The 711-nt window shown below is 58.8% G+C and carries 1 pseudogene; it reads right to left on the bottom strand.

Annotation, left to right across the window (positions count from 1 at the left end):
- Positions 1-61: 61 nt before the first annotated feature.
- Positions 62-596 (bottom strand): annotated as a pseudogene (locus tag BJI47_RS24350) (IS3 family transposase); the annotation flags it as partial.
- Positions 597-711: the final 115 nt, after the last annotated feature.

The following is a 711-nucleotide window of genomic DNA, read 5'->3' as shown; positions in this document are numbered from 1 at the left end:
CATCCTTCCAGCGGAACCATCGATCCCGCTATCTCGGTGTCCACCATCCGGGGGGAGCCTCAGAAGTCCTCCATCCGAGTATTCGGCGCGAGTAGGCGTCGATCACGAATGCCACGTCTCCCCCAAGCACTCCATGCAGGGCGGTGCCCCCACCCACCCGGACCACGTCGAAAAATACGTAAAGTCTGCTATCCACAAAATATTTGGGCTGATCGGGTTGAACGTTCGTTGCACCAGACCGTCCGCCCGCTGCGCCTATGGATCTGCGATGGTGGTGCGCTTCTTCTTGCCACGTCCGGCTCCTTCGAGACTGAGGGTGCTCATCAGTCGTTCGACAGTGCAGCGGGCCACGTCGATGTCCTCTCGTCGTAATTGCAGCCAGACTTTGAGTGCGCCGTAGACCGAGTAGTTCTGGTCGTGAACCCGACTGATCTAGGCCTTCAGCTGTTCATCGCGTACCGCTCGTTTCGATGCTGCACGGCTGCGGGCCTCGTAGTAGGTGGACGACGCGATCGGGCAGCCGTGCTCGGTAAGCACCCTGCAGATCGGCACAACGGAAGTACTCCTGTTTGTTGTTTTCGATGTAGTCGATGATCACTTGCTGTTGCGGCCCGCTCCGCCGCGAAGAAAACCGACTTAGAATCAAAGGGTCAGCGCAACAGTGCAGTTGAAGGAGGGTGTGGGTGTCGAAGATCGGCCGGCCGGGAATGT

The organism is Rhodococcus sp. 1168 (assembly GCF_002091955.1).
In the GTDB taxonomy this organism is placed as follows: domain Bacteria; phylum Actinomycetota; class Actinomycetes; order Mycobacteriales; family Mycobacteriaceae; genus Rhodococcoides.
This window is presented reverse-complemented; position numbering and strand designations above follow the sequence as displayed.